Raw genomic sequence first — 17098 nt, 5'->3', positions numbered from 1 at the left:
TCCATACTAACCGGAAAGAGTAACCAGCGGTGCGCCAAGCGGTTTCCATGTGCACAGGGCAGAAAAGGAGGGAGATTATGGAGCAGTCCGATTCCAAAATCGTCTATGTTCGAATGCGCCGTCGGGCGGTCGTCACTCCGGGCTCGCTCATTACATTGGGTGTTGTCGCCCGGCTCGTCGCCGATCCCGATACGGAAGCGAAGCTTAAGCAATTGCCTTTGCATCTCGTATCGGAGAAGGACGGGAATTTGCTCCTCATCGATATGCTGCAAGTCGTTAAATCGATTCTTGAAGCAGAGCCGGGAACGATCATTGAAACTTTCGGAGAGCCTCATGTGCTGGTGGAAGTCAGTCCTTCGGGATCGATAAAGCCGCGTAAAATTCTGCTTGTGCTTGCCTGGATTATGTTGTTTTTCGGCTCCGGCATGGCGATGATGAATTTTCATGCGGATGTGAATATGCCGACCGTTCAGCGCAGGATCACAGAGCTGGTCACAGGACAGTCCGTCGTTCATCCATGGTACTTTCAAGTACCTTACTCGATCGGGGTCGGTCTAGGCATGCTGCTTTTTTTTAACCGACTCTTTCGCAAGCCTTTGAACGATGAACCGAACCCGCTTCAAGTGGAGATGTTCATGTACCAGGAAAGCTTGAATCATTACGTCATTACGGAAGAGTACCGGAAAAAACATGAGAGCCCGGCGGGGGGAGAACGTGTTTGAAGGTTTAGAAGGCCTGCTGTTGTGCGTGATCGGATTGGCCGGAGGCTTTGCCGTGGGCAGCGCGTTCGTCGCTCTGCTCATCGTATTGGATCTGATCCCGAGGCTGGTTCAGTTAACCCGGGCTTATCGGCGCGCAGCCGTATTCGAATCTGCGATATTATCGGGAACTCTCTATTGGAGCTGCGCCGACTTCTTCGATTGGGGCTTTGCGCTGCGCAGCATTGTTCTGCTTGTACCCGCTGTGTTTCAGGGTGTGTTTGTCGGCATGCTCGCCGCAGCGCTGACCGAAGTGCTGAATGTGCTTCCGATCCTTTCCAAACGGTTAAAGCTGAGGCCTTACCTGTTTTCGTTATTGCTTGCTATGGCGCTGGGCAAGGTGGCGGGCTCTCTCGCGGAATGGTTTCTAATGTAGTGCGGTTCAAGGCTTAGGTCGGGATGAAACGGTCCTGGCGGTTACGGTAAAGAAGTGCAAATGATGTGGGAAATCCTCCATTTCCCCTGAGGTTATTTTCCGCTATACTCATGCTTATTAGTGCAAACGCCGGAGAGGATTTGCCGCAGCTTTCAATCCGGACATTTCACCAAAGGGGAATCGATATGTATTTGCATGGAACAAGCAAGATTAACAGCAGAGGTCATCTAGAAATCGGAGGCTGCGACGTTACAGATTTGGCCAAGGAGTTCGGCACGCCGCTTTATATCGTTGACGAAGTGCTTGTGCGCCGGCGTGCGCGTGAATTTATGGACGCTTTCCGTTCCACGGGGCTGCGCCATCAGGTCGCTTACGCTTCGAAGGCATTTTGCGTCATGGCCATGTGCCGAATCGCCGAAGAAGAAGGAATGAGCCTGGATGTCGTGTCCGACGGCGAATTATATACAGCGCTGCAAGCGGGATTTCCGGCTGAGCGCATTCATTTTCATGGAAACAACAAAACGCCCGATGAAATCTTAATGGCGCTTGATGCCAATATCGGATGCTTCGTTGTCGATAACTTCATCGAGCTTCAGCTGCTTAACGCTCTCGCAGGAGAGAAGGGCAAGCGCGTCAACGTCTTGCTGCGCATCACACCGGGGGTTGAAGCTCATACGCATGAATATATTTCAACAGGACAGCAGGATTCCAAATTCGGATTCGACTTGGGCAACGGCACGGCTTTCCGCGCGGTTGAAACTGCGCTCGCGCAGCCTAACCTGAAGCTGCTGGGCGTGCATTCCCATATCGGATCGCAAATCTTTGAAGTCGAAGGCTTCCGAATGGCGGTAGAGAAAGTGGCGGCATTCGCGATAGAAGTCCGCGACCGGCTGAGCGAGACTTTCGCGGTGATCAATTTAGGCGGCGGTTTCGGCATCCGATACGTGGAAGGCGATACTCCGCTGCCGGTCGGCCAATATGTTCATGCCATAGCCGATGCGATTCAGTCCAGCTGTGCCGCTGCCAATTATCCGCTGCCGGAAATTTGGATCGAGCCGGGTCGCAGCATCGTAGGCGATGCCGGAACGACATTGTATACGGTCGGGACAAGCAAAGACATTCCCGGAGTACGGAAGTATATCGCCGTTGACGGCGGTATGACGGACAATCCGCGTCCGGCTTTATACGAATCCAAGTATGATGCAATCCTTGCGAATCGCGCTGACGATCCTCTTGTTGAAACAGTATCGGTGGCCGGCAAAGCTTGCGAGAGCGGCGATATGCTGATCTGGGATTTGAATTTACCGAAAGTGGAATCCGGCGATTTGCTTGCCGTATTCTGTACAGGAGCTTACAATTATGCAATGGCGAGCAATTATAACCGCATCCGCCGTCCGGCCGTCGTATTCGTGAAGGACGGTAAAGCTGACCTTGTCGTCGCCCGCGAATCTCATCGTGACATCGTAGGCAACGACATCATTCCGGAACGTTTGAAAAAACAAGCCGTAACACAGTAATGCGCACAGGCGGACGAAGGAGCGATCTTGAATGGCGAAGCAAGCGGTAATCAAATTGACCGACGGCAATGAAGTCGTCCTGGAAATGTTCGAGAAAGACGCGCCGAACACGGTTGCCAATTTCGAAAAGCTGGCCAACAGCGGCTTTTATGATGGAGTTGTATTCCACCGCGTTATCCCGGGTTTTGTAGCGCAAGGAGGCTGCCCTAACGGTAATGGAACGGGCGGTCCCGGCTATTCGATCGATTGCGAGATCAATCCGAACAAACACGAGCGCGGCAGCCTGGCAATGGCTCACCGGGGACCCAATACCGGCGGCAGCCAATTCTACATTTGTTTTAAGCCCCAGCCGCATTTGGATGGCGTGCACACGGTGTTCGGCAAAGTGATCTCCGGCATGGAGCATGTGGATGCGTTCAAAGGACAAGACAAAATGGAATCGGTTCGCGTCACCGAAGTATAAACACATGCGCCGCTAACCCGCCAGTTATGCTGGCGGGTTTTGCATCTCCGGATTGCCTAATGCGGAATGTGAAGCGTCGATGTACATCATTGGTCGGTGCATGCACTATAAGCTTCAAACCTTGCTTTTTTATTTCTCGAGTGGTACGATTCCTCATAAGTTGCTTACCTTCGGGGCGGGGCGTAATTCCCCACCGGCGGTGATCGGCAGGAGACCATCCGGTCTCCCAGCCGTCAGTCCGTGACCCGTCATTGCAAAGCCGCAAGCCGGCATTGCAATGCGGTGGACCTGGTGCGAATCCGGGACCGACAGTTACAGTCTGGATGGGAGAAGGAAGCGCAGCGCGGCCATGCCGTGTCTATGATTGCTGCTTTGTCGCAGATAAGTTGAATTGCCGGAACTGATTGTTCCTTTTTTCACATGAACTGTGACAAGGGTCTGACCGGGTTATTGCGGTCAGGTCCGTTTGAGTATGCAAATCCGGACACTTTACCTGAGGCTCTGCTTTTCGCTGTGCATCTGACCATCCCCCGGGGTTTTATCCCCAGGGGATTTTCTGTTTAATCGGCAGAAAGGGAGATATGCGAATGGAGTTAATAAATGATGAATTTTATATGCAGCTGGCCTTAAATTTAGCTGGCGGCACTTCCGGCCAGACCGGCGTAAACCCGGTCGTCGGGTGCGTTGTCGTACAGCAGGGGAGAATCGTTGGGCTGGGCGCTCATCTTAAACGAGGAGAGGCGCATGCCGAGGTGCATGCGTTGAACATGGCGGGTTCGGAGGCGCGCGGAGCGACGGTATATGTAACATTAGAGCCGTGCAGCCATCACGGGAAAACTCCTCCTTGCGCGGACAGACTAATCGCGGAAGGGGTATCGCGTGTCGTGGTCGCAGCAAGCGACCCGAATTCGTTGGTCGCCGGGCGGGGAATCGAACGCCTGCGCGAGCATGGAATTGAAGTGGAAGTCGGCGTGCTTGGAATAAAGGCACGCGCTCAGAACGAAAAGTTCAATAAATTCATTACGACCGGCCTCCCTTTTATCACATTGAAAACGGCGTTGACATTGGACGGGCGGATCGCCACTCGGACCGGCCACAGCCGCTGGATTACCGGGCCGGTCGCTCGTGAGGCGGTACACACGCTTCGCCATCGCCATAATGCGATTATGGTCGGTGTTGAAACAGTGCTTGCCGACGATCCGGAGCTAACAACACGTCTATCGGTTCCGGGCTTGCATCCCCTGAGAGTCGTCGTCGACTCACGGCTGAGAATTCTGGAAGATGCCCGAATTCTGAACGATGCGGCACCGACTGTCATTTTGACTACCGATCAAGCGGACGCTGAAAAAGCGGAACGGCTCCGGCAGAAGGGAGCAGAGCTCGTATACTGCGGCTCCGGCTCGCGTGTGGATCTAGTCGCGGCAATGGGCAACTTGGGGGAACGCGGAGTCGCTTCCATATTGCTGGAAGGCGGCGGGGTGCTGAACGGTGCCATGCTGCAGGCGGGACTGGTGGATAAGCTTATGCTGTTTTACGCTCCGAAAATCATCGGCGGAGAAGGCGCGCCGGCCGCATTCGCTTTTGCCGGTCCCGAGGAAATGTCATCCGCGCTCAGTCTGAGCGATGTATCTATAGAAGCCTACGGTGGTGACTGGTGTGTGACGGGCTATCCGATCGATGCCGGGAGCCCGGATACTTAGCGGCACCAAGGGAGGAATAAAGCATGTTCACCGGTCTTATTGAAGAGATGGGCGTTCTCCGTTCGGTACAGCGGCGCGGAGAAGCAATGATTATAACGATTCAAGCGTCAAAAGTGACTGAGGACGTTAAAATGGGCGACAGCATCTCGGTAAATGGAGTTTGCTTGACGGTAGTCGGCTTCGATCGCCAATCTTTTACCGTCGATGTGATGCCGGAAACATTCCGGCATACGAATCTGCGGTCGATCTCACCGGGAAGCACGGTTAACCTGGAAAGAGCGATGATGGCGGGGGGACGTTTTGGCGGCCATCTCGTGCAAGGCCATGTGGACGGCACCGGGGTCATACGCTCGAGAACAGCTGAGGCGAACGCCGTCGTGTTCAAGATCGCGCCGCATGACGGGCAGCTGCTGCGCAGTATCGTCCCGCAAGGGTCGGTAACGTTGGACGGTATCAGCTTGACAGTGGTGACGGTGGATCGGGAAGCAGACAGTTTTACGGTTTCGATCATTCCTCATACGCTGCGTGAAACCATTTTACAGCATAAATACCCGGGGGAAACTCTCAATATAGAATGTGATATTCTCGGCAAATATGTAGACCACTTATTAAGTTTAAGAGAAGGTTCGGCACCTGGCGGAATGACAGGAGCCGGCGGCTTATCGGAATCTGTCCTGCGGGCGAACGGATTTATGTGAATACGAGGACCGATCGCGCATGCGAAATGTGTGAAGCGATCGGCCGTTGAAAGGGGCGACAATCATGGATACGGCTCGTTTTGATCCGATTGAAGAGGCGATTTATGATTTGATGAGAGGAAAACTGATTATTGTCGTAGATGACGAGGATCGGGAGAATGAGGGCGATCTGATCGGGCTGGCTGAGAAAGCCACGCCTGAAGTGATTAACTTTATGATCTCGGAGGCGAGGGGACTTGTCTGCGTGCCGATTACAGCGGAGCGGGCAGAGGCTCTTGACCTGCCTCCGATGGTCAGTCACAATACGGATTATCATGGCACGGCGTTTACGGTGTCGGTTGACCATATTTCGACAACAACCGGCATTTCGGCGCATGAGCGGTCCGATACCGTTAAGGCGCTTATGTATCCCCAGGCGAAGGCTGCCGACTTTCGGCGCCCGGGCCATATTTTCCCGCTCATCGCGAAGAAGGGCGGAGTGCTCAGGCGCGCCGGCCACACCGAGGCTGCCATCGACCTTGCGAGAATGTGCGGCTCTGTGCCGGCTGCGGTCATTTGCGAAGTGATCAAGGAAGACGGCACAATGGCAAGGCTGCCGGATTTGGAGATTTTCGCGCAGCGGCATTCGCTCAAGCTGATCACGATTAAAGATCTGATCCGCTACCGGAATGAGAAAGAAAAACTCGTGAAACGCGAAGTTGAAGTCCGGATGCCGACTGATTTCGGCATTTTCCGCGCAATCGCTTATACGAACGAGGTGGATTCCAAGGAGCATGTTGCCTTTGTCAAAGGGACGATCGACAGCACACAGCCGGTGCTTGTGCGGGTTCACTCGGAATGTTTGACCGGGGATGTGTTTCATTCGCACCGCTGCGACTGCGGGCCTCAACTGGAAGCGGCGCTGCGTCAGATCGAAGAAGCGGGAAGCGGCGTGCTTCTTTATATGAGGCAGGAAGGCCGCGGGATCGGGCTTATCAACAAAATGCGCGCTTACAAGCTGCAAGAGCAGGGATTGGATACGGTTGACGCAAATATCAAATTAGGATTTGCTCCCGATCTGAGGGATTACGGCATCGGAGCGCAAATTTTGAAGGATATTGGCGTACGTCATATGCGGCTGCTGACCAACAATCCGCGCAAGATCAAGGGCTTGGAAGGCTACGGCCTCGAAGTCGTGGAAAGAGTTCCGCTGCAGATTACTGAAAATGAAGACAATACGAACTACCTGCATACGAAGAAAGCCAAGCTTGGCCATATGCTTTCTTTTGCAGATGATATTGAACAAAACGAACAACCGGACTTGCAGCCGAAGAGAGGATGAATGAAATGCCGATCGTATATGAAGGTCATTTAATTTCCAAAGGTCTCAAATATGGAATCGTCGTGGGACGGTTCAATGAATTTATTACATCGAGGCTGCTGGGCGGCGCTATGGACGCCTTGAAGCGCCATGGAACCGAAGAGAACGAGATCGAAATCGCGTGGGTGCCGGGAGCCTTCGAAATTCCGTTGATCGCGCAAAAGATGGCGGAGAGCGGCAAATACGACGCCGTCATTACGCTGGGAGCGGTCATTCGCGGTTCTACGCCTCACTTTGACTATGTGTGCAATGAAGTTGCCAAAGGGGTGTCCGCGATTTCACTGAAAACGGGCGTGCCGACCATCTTCGGCGTATTGACGACGGACAGCATCGAACAAGCCGTAGAGCGCGCCGGCACGAAAGCCGGCAACAAGGGCTGGGAAGCAGCCTCTACTGCGATCGAGATGGCCAATTTGACCCGCTCGCTTAAAGGGTGAACCGCCCGGCCGCTCACAATTGGTGACGAGGTATGGAAAGGGGTGAGCCGGCGTGTCCGTTCTTTATAAGCTCGAGACGTTCGAAGGGCCGCTGGATTTACTGCTGCATTTAATCGACAAGGCGGAAATCGATATCCAGGATATTTCGATTAACGATATCACGGATCAATATATGGCTTATCTGGGAGCGCTGCAGGAGCTGGAGCTGGACATTACAAGCGAATTTCTTGTGATGGCCGCAACTCTTCTTGCGATGAAAAGCCGACAGCTGCTGCCGAAACCGCCGGTTACCGAAGAACCTTGGCTCACGGCTGAGGACGATGAAGGTCTGGATCCTCGTGAAGAACTCATCCGCAAGCTGATCGAATACCGCAAATACAAATCGGTGGCCGGCCAGCTGCGTGAACGGGAGTGGGACCGCAGCCAGGTGTTTACACGCGAGCCTGCGGATTTGTCTCCTTTCGCTCAGGTGATGACCGGCAATCCCGTCGAGGGGCTGCATGTGGACGATCTCATCCGCGCGTTTCAGAAAGCGCTGCGCCGAATGGCAGGACGTCAGAGAGTGTCCTCCATCCGCAAGGATGAAATTTCCGTTAAGGACCGGATTCGGGACATTGTGGATACGTTGAAATATCGGTCAAAGGACGGCAAAATGTTGTTTTCCCAGCTGGTCGGTGAAAGCGGCAACCGCGACGAGATCGTGGTCACATTTCTGGCCATCCTGGAACTGATGAAAAGGCGTTGGGTATTGTGCCACCAGAGCGCCTTATTCGATGAAATTGTGTTGTCGTGGACGGGAAGAGAGGAAGAGGATGGTAGATTACTCGACATTGAAGTCGATTTTTGAGGGCCTGTTGTTCGTTTCAGGCGATGAGGGAATCAGTGTCAAAACGATTGCCGAAGTTGTAGAAATGGACGTCGAAGTTGTCGCTGACGTTCTGCGCGATCTCGAACAAGAGTATATCCAGAAGAGCCGCGGCATTCGCCTCGCGGAAGTGGCAGGCAGTTATCGCTTGACGACCGTGCCCGAACATGCGCCCTATTTCGAAAAGCTGGCTTATTCCCCTGCACGGACGGCATTATCTCAAGCTGCATTGGAAACTTTGTCGATTATCGCCTACCGGCAGCCGATTACCCGGGTGGAGATCGAGGAAATCCGGGGCGTGAAGGCCGACCGCCCGCTGCATACACTGGTGGCGAAGGATCTCATCGAGGAGAAAGGCAGAGCCGAGGCGCTCGGCCGCCCGATCTTGTATGGGACGACGAAATCATTTTTGGATTATTTCGGTTTGCCGAATATCAAGAGCTTGCCGGAGCCGCACATCGCAGACGGTGATGACGAGCTGGAGGAAAGAACAAAGCTGCTGTTCGAAAGAATCGAAGGCAGGCAGCTGTCCATGGAAGATATAGACAAAGAAATGTAACGCATGAAACGCAGTTAATCGAATGAAGAGCTTCCAAAAAGGTCATACTACCCCTAGGAAAGGCGGGGGAAGGATGGCCTTTTGGCTTTGGCTGATGTTGGCACTATTGGTCGTGTTGGCGTTGATTGTCGCAGCAATGCTGTCCCGTATTCGGGTAAGGGTCCGATACTCCCACAGCGGCCGTATGGATCACTTGGTCGTCGCGATGGAAGCACTGTACGGTCTCTTCCGCTACCAAATTATAATTCCTTCAATCATCATACGGGGTTGGAATGTCATTTACAGCGAAAGGACGAAACGGCCTCTCACGGGAGAAACAGAGTTGAAGAGCATTAAACAGCCGATCGGAACCGGCAAAATCTCCCGTTTGATCAAAGTTTACCGCACAGTCATTCGTCCGAGACCCGCTTTGCGGCAAACGGTAATGAGTGCTTTGAAAAAGCTGGAGTGCACGCGCTGGCGGCTTGATTTTCGGGTAGGCACCGGCGATCCGGCTTCGACAGGCGTGACTACGGGGCTGCTCTGGGCAGTGTCGGGCTGTATTGTGGGTGCGGCCAGTCAATTAATCACTTTAAAAACATCTCCGCAAGGCCGCATAGAGCCGAACTATTGCGGGACGGAATTTGCGGTTGTGTGGGAGTCGGATTATGAAATTCGTTTGGCCGCTGCAATGTGGTCAACGATGAAATTAGGCACAAAAGCGATCGAGATGGGTAAATCGCTGCGTTATTGGACCCATTTGCTGCAGGGGCCCAAGCAAGCTTGAATCCGCGGATTCGCGCGCATAAACCCCCCTGCTTTGCGGGTAAATTAGGTACACGAAAGGAGGGAAATCAATGTTTGATCACCCCATTAACGACCTTATGCAGACGGCAATGGAAAACATTAAAGAAATGGTGGATGTCAACACGATTGTCGGTGAACCGGTTCAGACTCCGGACGGCAGCGTGATCATGCCGATTTCCAGGGTTAACTTCGGCTTTGCTGCAGGCGGCAGTGATTATAACACCTCCAATGAAACCAGCATCGGCGGCACCCGGATGGAGGGAGCCACGGCGTCCGTCGCTCTGCCGTTCGGCGGCGGCAGCGGCGGCGGTATCTCCATCACTCCGATTGCTTTTCTCGTTGTGGGCAGCCAGGGCGTGAATGTCGTTCCTCTCGACAATCAGACGCACATCCTTGAACGGCTTATTGATGCGGCCCCCCACTGGGTCGACAAAATAAAGAGCATGTTCCAAGGCGCCGCGCCGGCCATGAACGCAGGGATGACAGGGATGACTCCCGGAATGAACCAAGGAATGAATCAAGGAATCAATCAAGGCATGAATCAGGGTACGCAAACACAGACACAGAACACGACAACTGCAGGTACGAACGGTAATCCAAACTCATCAAACAATGTTATGTAACCAGTGCCCGGCCGATCGGTCGGGTTTTTTGCTGCCCGCAGGTGCGCTTTCTACATACTTTAGGACACGCCTACATAAATTGTTACGAGAAGGCACGGCTATGGCTGATTGATGAGGAGGAACCGATGCGGACCGTGAAGTGGTTGGCTTTTTGGCGTATTTGTTTCGTAATGGTGATTCTTATGCCGTCTCTGGCAATACACAGTAATGCCTATTCTTCGGAAGGCGCCAGACCGGCGGCTCCCGGCAATCAGGCAAAAGCTGCAGCATTGATCGATGTGACATCGGGCCGCATTCTGTTCAGTCAACGCGGAGACGAACGGATGAGAATTGCGAGCCTGACGAAAATTATGACCGCGATTGTGGCGATCGAGAACGGAAAGCTTGACGATATCGTGAAGGTAAGCGCCAAGGCTGCAGGGAAAGAAGGCTCTTCCATCTTCTTGAAAGCCGGCGAAAAGATAACCCTTCACAATTTACTTTACGGCTTGATGCTGAGGTCGGGCAACGACGCCGCAGTCGCCATCGCCGAGCACGTCGGAGGATCTGTGGAAGGTTTCGCCTATTTGATGAACAAAAAAGCGGAAGAGGTGGGACTTCACAACAGCCACTTCGTGAATCCGCACGGCTTAGATCAAGAGGGTCATTACTCTTCTGCCAACGACCTTGCCAAATTGACTGCATATGCGCTGCACAATCCGGATTTCCGAAACATTGTTAAAACGCGCGTGAAGAATGCGCCCGACCCTAGCGAAGCATGGGACCGCAGGTGGGTAAATAAAAATAAAATGCTTTCCATGTACGATGGGGCGGATGGTGTAAAAACGGGCTACACGAGACAAGCGCTGCGAACATTAGTCAGCTCCGCCACCCGCAACGGACAGCAGCTGGTTGCCGTAACGCTGAACGACCGGGACGATTGGGCCGACCACAGCAGAATGCTCGACTACGGATTTGCGTATTTTCCGCTGGAGCAAGTGGTCGAGAACGGACAGCCGATTCCGGGCTATCCAATGAAAGTGTCGGGCGATTTTAAATACCCGTTCGCCAAAGGGGAACGCAGCCGTCTGCACATGGAGCTTGCTCCTCTGAAGGAAGGCACGCCGCATTATAAGCTCGGATACAGGGGGCAGCTTCGGTTCCTCCTGGATACGGAACCGATCGGCGCAGTTCCGCTAGTCGCCGCTGAACCGCCGCAACAGGACAGCGTAAAACCGGAAAGCCGGAAGCCTCTGTCGGAGTCCGCCGCCGCTCCTGCGTTTCAACATTCTTGGGCATCGTCCTTGCGGGCAGCATTACGCGCTCTGTTTCTGGGTGGGGGAATACCTGATGGTCAACTGGATCTGGCTCGGTATGATCGTCGTGAGCGTTTTGTTCGGGGCTGCCAACGGGAAAATGGAAAAGGTCGCGGAAGCGGCCTTCGGCGGAGCTCAAACCGGCGTTACGGTCTGCCTCGGTTTGATCAGCATTCTTGTATTCTGGATGGGTCTTATGCGGGTCGCCGAAGAAGCCGGACTCGTTCGTAAAATATCCAGCCTCATGGCACCGGTCGTACGAAAGTTGTTTCCCGACGTCCCGCCTGATCATCCTGCCATGGGATACATTCTATCGAATATGAGCGCAAATCTGTTCGGATTGGGCAATGCGGCTACCCCGATGGGAATCAAGGCGATGCAGGAACTGCAGAAGCTCAATCCGAATCCTGCCGTCGCCACACCGGCTATGTGCACGCTCCTTGCACTGAATACCGCGAGCATCACATTAGTGCCGACAACGATCATCGCGATCCGGATGAACTTCGGCTCCTTGCATCCGGCCGACATTGTGGCGCCAACTTTACTTGCCACATTGATTTCCACCGGCGCAGCGGTGCTGGCCGACAGATGGTATCGCAAGAAGAGCGGCTCACCGCCGCAAGCGACCTCAGCCGGTACAATCGTCCGCGCCGGGCCGGCCCGGACACCGGCCGCTCCACCGGAGGGAGGGGGCTTGTAAGTGATCGCCTTCATCCAAATTCTATCTACCTGGACCATTCCCGTACTCATTGCGTTTATCCCGTTATACGCCTCGTTCCGCAAAGTTCCTGTCTATGAAACGTTCATCGATGGCGCTAAGGGCGGCTTTGACACCGCGATCAGCATTATTCCGCATCTCGTGGGCATGCTGACCGCAATCAGCATGTTTCGCGCATCAGGAGCGATGGATTTCGTCGTGGGGCTCATTGCCCCTCTGTTTCAGTTCCTGGGAGTGCCGGGCGACGTTCTGCCCCTTGCTTTCCTTCGTCCGATTACCGGAGCGGGATCCTTGGCGTTCGTGACCGACTTGATCAAGGAACACGGACCCGATTCCTATGTCGCCCGCATCGCCGCTACCGTTCAAGGAAGCACCGATACGACGCTGTATGTGCTTACCGTGTACTTCGGCGCCATCGGTATCCGAAACTCGCGGTATGCCTTGAAGGTCGGCCTGTTCTCGGATCTCGTCGGCTTCTTCGCAGCCGTCGCGGCTTGCTGGTTATTGTTCGGATTGGTATGATAGGCGTTGAGGTGACAACCGTGGAACGATTGCAAAAAATACTCGCCAATGCCGGAGTCGCATCACGCCGGAAGTGCGAGGAACTGATCTCGGCAGGCAAAGTGGCTGTCAACGGGGAAGTCGTGACCGAGCTCGGCGCCAAGTCCGATCCCGATGTCGATGTGATTACCGTGTCCGGACGGCCGATTAAGAAAGAAAAGAAAATTTACATCATGTTCAATAAGCCGAAGGGCGTCATAACCAGTGTGTCCGATCCGCAAGGCCGCAGCGTCGTTACCGATTATTTGAAGGATATCAAGGAACGGCTGTATCCTGTGGGCCGACTGGATTACGACTCCGAGGGGCTGCTGCTGCTCACCAACGATGGGGAGCTGGCTCACAAGCTGACGCATCCGCGGCACCATGTACCCAAAACTTATCATGTTACGGTGGAGCGGGTTCCGCACGGTAAGGATCTGGAACGGCTGCAGCGGGGCATTAAGCTGGAGGACGGTATGACCGCTCCGGCCGATGTGGAATATCATGATATCGATCCGGACGGCAAATTCGCAACCATCTCGATCACCATTCGCGAAGGCCGCAACCGTCAGGTGAGAAGAATGTTCGACGCGATTCATCATCCGGTAACCCGGTTGAAACGCATCTCATTCGGAGGCTTGTTCCTGAACAATCTCCAGCGCGGCAAGCACCGGAAGCTTAGTGAGGAAGAATTGGCCAAGCTGCAGGAAGCGGCGGAAGCAGCTGAACCAACTGAGGAGTAGTTCATACAGCGTCACACAATGTTCAAAACCGGAGGTCGGGCTTATTGCCCTTGACCCCGGTGTTTTCGTTATAATGAGAGTATCCGATTGCGGGTGGTGGATAATTTCGTGAAGCGTAATCGAAAAACGATGCAATATTTGATTCTGGCCGCGGTGCTCCTGATCGGAGGCTACGCCATCGGTAATTCCCTGTTCTCGACCAGCGAAGTATTGCAAAAGGGCGATACGCCGCCAGGCTTCCGGCTGGCGGGGCTCGACGATAAAGCTCATGATCTGAAGGATTATGAGGGAAAGCCGTTAATTATCAATTTCTGGGGAACTTTCTGCGGCCCATGCCGGGATGAAATGCCCGCGTTGCAAAAGCAATACGACAAATGGCAAGCTCAGGGCCTGGAGCTCATCGGCATCAACTTGGGAGAGGACAGACTGACCGCCGAAAGCTTCGTGCGCAACGTTGACGTGAATTTCCCGATCCTGCTGGACAAGGACAGGCAAACGCTGAACGAATACGGGGTCAGGCAATATCCGACAACGTTCTTTATCTCAGCGGACGGCACCATTCAGGATGTAGTGGTCGGCGGACCGTTAAGCGAACAAGAGATCGAGACACGCGTACAACAGCTGATGATGCCGTGACGTGTCGTCAAGGAGGCTCGTGCTTTTGATTGAAAACAGTAAATGCGAGTGCGGGCATCAAAACCCGGTCGGCACCGTTTTGTGCGAGTCCTGCGGGAAACCGCTGTTTGAAGATTCTCAGAATGATGCCGATACACCGCTCGAAATGAGGTACGACGGGGTAGCAAGACGATCACAGAAAGAAGATCCGGCAATAATCGACCGGATCTGGAGCTTTTTTTCCTCCGTCAAAATCGCAATTATTCTTATTTTTCTCACTTTAGTGGGTGCATCCTTAGGTACGATATTCGTACAGGAGAGCACTTTGATCAATCTGAAAACGACGGAAGAATTCGCCGATTACTATGAAGAAACATACGGCACTGCCGGACTGATCTATCATGCGCTCGGCTTATCGAGAACCTATGAGTCGTGGTGGTTTGTCGGACTGCTGGTGATGATCGGCACTTCGCTTGTCATCTGCAGCTTGGATCGCGTCCTGCCGTTATACCGCGCACTCTCGAAGCAGCAAATTCGCAAGCATCTTCAATTCATCACCCGTCAGCAAGTCGTTTATACGGGCCGGATTGAACAAGAGCCTGAAGCGTGGGTCGCAGCAGCCGCACAGCAGCTCAAGCGCAAGAGATACAGGGTATGGCAGGAGGGGTCGGCACTGCTTGCCGAGAAAAACAGGTTCAGCCGCTGGGGACCCTATATTAATCATATCGGCCTTATCGTTTTTCTTCTTGCCGTTTTGGCCCGAGGCATACCGGGATGGCACATGGATCAATATGTTTCCCTGTACGAGGGGGAAAGAGAGCCTATTCCCGGCACCAACTACTATGTGCAAAGCGACAAGTTTAATTTGCAATTGTATAAGGACGAAGAGCTTGCGGATAACCAGAAGGGAACAAATGTGGTAAAGCTCTACGAAACGAAAGCGAAGCTGTTCGAATGTATCGACGTTTGTGACGATCCGACCAAGGAACCCGTTCTGAGACAAGTCCAGCAGCACGCCATCCATGTCAATAGTCCGCTGCAATATAAGGGCTTGAAACTGTATCAGAACAGCTACCGGCAGCATATCCGGTTAATTTCGGTCCATCCTTCATTAATGGATACGGCAACCGGGAAATCATTCGGCTCTTTCGACCTTATGATGGACAACCCCAAGCTGACTTATGATGTCGGCCCGTATAAGATTCGGCTGAGCGATTACTATCCGGATTTCGGCTTTGACGATCAGAAGCGGCCGATGACCAAATCGCGGGAACCGAACAATCCTGCTTTCATTTTCAGAGTGTCGGGACCGGGAATCACCGGCGAAGAAGTGTACAGCTATTTCCCACTGCCGAATGCTTCAAGCAAAGATTTTCAGGAATCGTTGAATGCTGCCTTCAAGGAAGCCGGCGCCAATACCGGCCGTTTCACGTTCAAGGTTGCGAACATGTTCCAACAAGGTAAAATGGAAGGTGTCAAATACTCCGAATTTTCGACGTTTCTAAATGTCAGGGTTGACCGAGCGATGCCTTATATCTGGGTTGGAGCAGCCATTTCGATGATCGGGCTGATCATGGGCTTCTACTGGCAGCATCGCCGAATTTGGCTGCGGATCGACGACGGGATGCTTTCCCTCGGCGCGCATACGAACAAGAACAGCTACGGCTTAAGGGCTGATGTGGCGTCGACGCTCGGGAAAACCGGAATTACGGTAACTCCTAAAGAGCTCGATAACAGGAGGAATGTACGTTGAACGACTGGCTCATTTTCAGCAGCAACGCTTTTATAACCGCTTTCGCATTATACTGCGCATCATTCATCGCTTATGCAATCGCTGTAGCAGGCAAGCGTTGGAGCAACAGGGAGCCTGCGGCCCATACCGCAAGATGGGGAAGAATTGCCTTTATAACGGCTTTACTCGGATGGGCCGCACATTTGACGTTCTTCTTCACCCGATGGATTGGCGGCGGCCATATTCCGACCAGCAATATGTACGAGTTCATGACATTTCTTGCTATGGCGATTATGTTTGCTTTTATCGTCGTATATCTGATTTACCGCAATACGCTGCTAGGCGCGTTTACATTGCCGCTGGTCATCATTATTATCGCGTATGCCTCCGTATTCCCGTCGCAGGTTCAGCCTCTCATTCCTGCGCTCAATTACGTTTGGCTGAAAATTCACGTCACGACCGCCGCGCTTGGCGAAGCTTTCTTCGCCGTAGGCTTTGCCGCCGCACTTATTCAATTGATTCGAGTCGTGGATTTGACAACAACCGATAAGGCCGGCGTTCGTGCGCGTCGTTGGACTGAGTTCTGTCTGGTTATCATTATTATCATCATCGGATTTCTTGCTGCGGTATTTATATTCCGCGGGGCAGGCTATCATGCGGAATTCCGTCAGGAATCGGTCTTGATCGACCAGCAGGGCCAAGCTCAAACTTCCGTAAAAGAAGTGAAATATGGATTGCCTCCTATTGTGAAACCTTATAATAGTGATGTGATTTCCATGCAGCCTTTCATGGGGTTACAACAACCGCTGTTTGAAGCACCTTCATGGATGAATGGAGTCAATGCGGGACGCAAGCTGAATACCGTCATCTGGTCGGTTATTTCCGGTCTTGTCCTCTATGGACTCATGCGGCTGATTGCGAGAAAACCTCTCGTTGCCGTCATCCATCCGCATCTGACGGATATCGATCCCGACGATCTGGAAGAAATCAGCTACCGCGCGATTGCCATCGGCTTCCCGATTTTTACGCTCGGCGCTTTGATTTTCGCGATGATTTGGGCCGAAATCGCCTGGTCCCGTTTCTGGGGATGGGATCCGAAAGAAGTGTGGGCCCTCGTTACCTTTTTATTTTACAGCGTGTATCTTCATCTTCGGCTCTCACGAGGGTGGCAGGGAACACGTTCGGCATGGCTGGCGGTTATCGGATTTTTGGTCGTAATGTTCACCTTGATTGGAGTCAATCTCGTCATTGCCGGACTGCACTCCTACGCCGGGGTTTGACGGACGATTGCCTTATTTGGCGAAACGGAAGAG

General features: G+C 53.2%; 18 protein-coding genes, 1 pseudogene and 1 riboswitch. All 19 genes and pseudogenes read left to right on the top strand.

The genetic code is table 11. The features are described from left to right. The first annotated feature begins 77 nt into the window (after positions 1-77). The 19 genes and pseudogenes from SD71_RS17980 (at position 78) to ccsA (ending at position 17065) form a co-directional block, all read left to right on the top strand. Positions 78-722 (top strand): stage V sporulation protein AA, encoded by a 645-nt coding sequence (locus tag SD71_RS17980; RefSeq protein ID WP_041066153.1) that lies wholly within the window; start codon positions 78-80, stop codon positions 720-722. Further along, positions 715-1134: a stage V sporulation protein AB gene (locus SD71_RS17975; protein WP_235427208.1), complete on the top strand. Its 420-nt coding sequence runs from the start codon at positions 715-717 to the stop codon at positions 1132-1134. The genes SD71_RS17980 and SD71_RS17975 overlap by 8 nt, the downstream gene beginning before the upstream one ends. Before the next feature lie 185 nt (positions 1135-1319). Beyond that, positions 1320-2651 carry a diaminopimelate decarboxylase gene (gene lysA, locus SD71_RS17970; protein WP_041066151.1) on the top strand — a complete coding sequence of 444 codons (1332 nt, stop codon included), beginning with the start codon at positions 1320-1322 and terminating at the stop codon, positions 2649-2651. Between the two features lie 31 nt (positions 2652-2682). Further along, on the top strand, positions 2683-3114 hold the full coding sequence (locus tag SD71_RS17965; RefSeq protein WP_041066149.1) for a peptidylprolyl isomerase: 432 nt from the start codon (positions 2683-2685) through the stop codon (positions 3112-3114). A gap of 162 nt (positions 3115-3276) precedes the next feature. Continuing rightward, positions 3277-3453: riboswitch (FMN riboswitch) on the top strand. Positions 3454-3701: 248 nt separating this feature from the next. After that, entirely contained in the window at positions 3702-4814 is a 1113-nt protein-coding gene (ribD, locus tag SD71_RS17960) for a bifunctional diaminohydroxyphosphoribosylaminopyrimidine deaminase/5-amino-6-(5-phosphoribosylamino)uracil reductase RibD (RefSeq protein ID WP_041066147.1), read from the top strand. A gap of 23 nt (positions 4815-4837) precedes the next feature. Beyond that, entirely contained in the window at positions 4838-5512 is a 675-nt protein-coding gene (gene ribE / locus SD71_RS17955; protein WP_041066145.1) for a riboflavin synthase, read from the top strand. Positions 5513-5576: 64 nt separating this feature from the next. Then, a complete protein-coding gene (locus tag SD71_RS17950; RefSeq protein WP_041066143.1) occupies positions 5577-6833 on the top strand; it encodes a bifunctional 3,4-dihydroxy-2-butanone-4-phosphate synthase/GTP cyclohydrolase II in 1257 nt (418 codons plus the stop codon). 5 nt (positions 6834-6838) lie between these two features. Then, positions 6839-7309 (top strand): 6,7-dimethyl-8-ribityllumazine synthase, encoded by a 471-nt coding sequence (gene ribH, locus SD71_RS17945; protein WP_041066141.1) that lies wholly within the window; start codon positions 6839-6841, stop codon positions 7307-7309. Positions 7310-7361: 52 nt separating this feature from the next. Then, positions 7362-8156 carry a segregation and condensation protein A gene (locus SD71_RS17940; protein WP_041066139.1) on the top strand — a complete coding sequence of 265 codons (795 nt, stop codon included), beginning with the start codon at positions 7362-7364 and terminating at the stop codon, positions 8154-8156. Beyond that, positions 8122-8733, top strand: a complete 612-nt coding sequence (gene scpB / locus SD71_RS17935) for an SMC-Scp complex subunit ScpB (protein WP_041066137.1) — start codon at positions 8122-8124, stop codon at positions 8731-8733. The genes SD71_RS17940 and scpB overlap by 35 nt, the downstream gene beginning before the upstream one ends. 73 nt (positions 8734-8806) lie before the next feature. Beyond that, complete coding sequence (locus tag SD71_RS17930) at positions 8807-9499, top strand: DUF2953 domain-containing protein (RefSeq protein WP_041066134.1); 693 nt, start codon at positions 8807-8809, stop codon at positions 9497-9499. A 70-nt stretch (positions 9500-9569) separates the two neighbouring features. After that, the gene (gene ytfJ, locus SD71_RS17925) at positions 9570-10142 is read left to right on the top strand and encodes a GerW family sporulation protein (protein ID WP_082034320.1); all 573 of its coding nucleotides are present in this window, start codon (positions 9570-9572) and stop codon (positions 10140-10142) included. A 125-nt stretch (positions 10143-10267) separates the two neighbouring features. Further along, positions 10268-11044: pseudogene (locus tag SD71_RS17920) on the top strand (D-alanyl-D-alanine carboxypeptidase family protein); the annotation flags it as partial. Positions 11045-11471: 427 nt separating this feature from the next. Further along, entirely contained in the window at positions 11472-12137 is a 666-nt protein-coding gene (locus tag SD71_RS17915) for a nucleoside recognition domain-containing protein (protein WP_041066131.1), read from the top strand. Then, complete coding sequence (locus SD71_RS17910; RefSeq protein ID WP_041066128.1) at positions 12138-12677, top strand: spore maturation protein; 540 nt, start codon at positions 12138-12140, stop codon at positions 12675-12677. 20 nt (positions 12678-12697) lie between these two features. Then, on the top strand, positions 12698-13438 hold the full coding sequence (locus tag SD71_RS17905; protein WP_041066124.1) for a pseudouridine synthase: 741 nt from the start codon (positions 12698-12700) through the stop codon (positions 13436-13438). 108 nt (positions 13439-13546) lie between these two features. Beyond that, complete coding sequence (locus SD71_RS17900; RefSeq protein ID WP_041066320.1) at positions 13547-14074, top strand: redoxin domain-containing protein; 528 nt, start codon at positions 13547-13549, stop codon at positions 14072-14074. Between the two features lie 25 nt (positions 14075-14099). Then, on the top strand, positions 14100-15806 hold the full coding sequence (resB, locus tag SD71_RS17895; RefSeq protein ID WP_041066121.1) for a cytochrome c biogenesis protein ResB: 1707 nt from the start codon (positions 14100-14102) through the stop codon (positions 15804-15806). After that, the gene (gene ccsA, locus SD71_RS17890; protein ID WP_041066118.1) at positions 15803-17065 is read left to right on the top strand and encodes a cytochrome c biogenesis protein CcsA; all 1263 of its coding nucleotides are present in this window, start codon (positions 15803-15805) and stop codon (positions 17063-17065) included. The genes resB and ccsA overlap by 4 nt, the downstream gene beginning before the upstream one ends. The last annotated feature ends 33 nt before the right edge of the window (positions 17066-17098 follow it).

The organism is Cohnella kolymensis (genome assembly GCF_000829465.1).
Lineage (GTDB): Bacteria > Bacillota > Bacilli > Paenibacillales > Paenibacillaceae > Cohnella > Cohnella kolymensis.
Note: the sequence above shows the minus strand (reverse complement) of the source record. Positions and strands in the feature narration are given on the sequence as shown.

Bases quoted from the DNA above. Each gene is read 5' to 3' on its own strand.
- ribE (WP_041066145.1), top strand. From the start codon at position 4,838: ATGTTCACCGGTCTTATTGAAGAGATGGGCGTTCTCCGTTCGGTACAG.
- ytfJ (WP_082034320.1), top strand. From the start codon at position 9,570: ATGTTTGATCACCCCATTAACGACCTTATGCAGACGGCAATGGAAAAC.
- SD71_RS17930 (WP_041066134.1), top strand. From the start codon at position 8,807: ATGGCCTTTTGGCTTTGGCTGATGTTGGCACTATTGGTCGTGTTGGCG.
- SD71_RS17980 (WP_041066153.1), top strand. From the start codon at position 78: ATGGAGCAGTCCGATTCCAAAATCGTCTATGTTCGAATGCGCCGTCGG.
- scpB (WP_041066137.1), top strand. From the start codon at position 8,122: ATGGTAGATTACTCGACATTGAAGTCGATTTTTGAGGGCCTGTTGTTC.
- SD71_RS17965 (WP_041066149.1), top strand. From the start codon at position 2,683: ATGGCGAAGCAAGCGGTAATCAAATTGACCGACGGCAATGAAGTCGTC.
- ribH (WP_041066141.1), top strand. From the start codon at position 6,839: ATGCCGATCGTATATGAAGGTCATTTAATTTCCAAAGGTCTCAAATAT.
- lysA (WP_041066151.1), top strand. From the start codon at position 1,320: ATGTATTTGCATGGAACAAGCAAGATTAACAGCAGAGGTCATCTAGAA.
- SD71_RS17950 (WP_041066143.1), top strand. From the start codon at position 5,577: ATGGATACGGCTCGTTTTGATCCGATTGAAGAGGCGATTTATGATTTG.
- SD71_RS17915 (WP_041066131.1), top strand. From the start codon at position 11,472: ATGGTCAACTGGATCTGGCTCGGTATGATCGTCGTGAGCGTTTTGTTC.
- ribD (WP_041066147.1), top strand. From the start codon at position 3,702: ATGGAGTTAATAAATGATGAATTTTATATGCAGCTGGCCTTAAATTTA.